The organism is Streptomyces sp. NRRL S-37 (assembly GCF_000721605.1).
GTDB lineage: Bacteria > Actinomycetota > Actinomycetes > Streptomycetales > Streptomycetaceae > Streptomyces.
Window position 1 is genome coordinate 1 of sequence record NZ_JOIZ01000147.1, and the last position, 302, is coordinate 302.

Annotated in this window: 1 protein-coding gene; it reads left to right on the forward strand. The window is 60.9% G+C overall.

Going from position 1 to position 302, the window contains the following annotated elements; all coding sequences use genetic code 11:
* On the forward strand, positions 1-302 hold a 302-nt coding region (locus IH50_RS43085; RefSeq protein ID WP_030873236.1), incomplete at both ends, for a group II intron reverse transcriptase/maturase.

The following is a 302-nucleotide window of genomic DNA, read 5'->3' on the forward strand; positions in this document are numbered from 1 at the left end:
CCGTCGGATCAACGGCCAGATCGCTCTCCGCGTCCCACGGGATGTGATCAAAGCTAAATGCGCCCCCTATCTCGCCCGCGGAAACCCCGCGAAGAAGACTGCCCTGATCAACAGCAGCGATCACGCGATCGTGGCAACCTTCGGGACCGTCTATCGGGGCATCGTCCAGTACTACCTGCTCGCCGGAGATGTCTTCCGGCTGTACCGGCTGCAATGGGTCATGGAAACCTCCATGCTCAAAACCCTTGCCGCCAAGCACCGTTCGTCCGTGTCGAAGATGGCCGCCAAGCACAAGGCCCGAA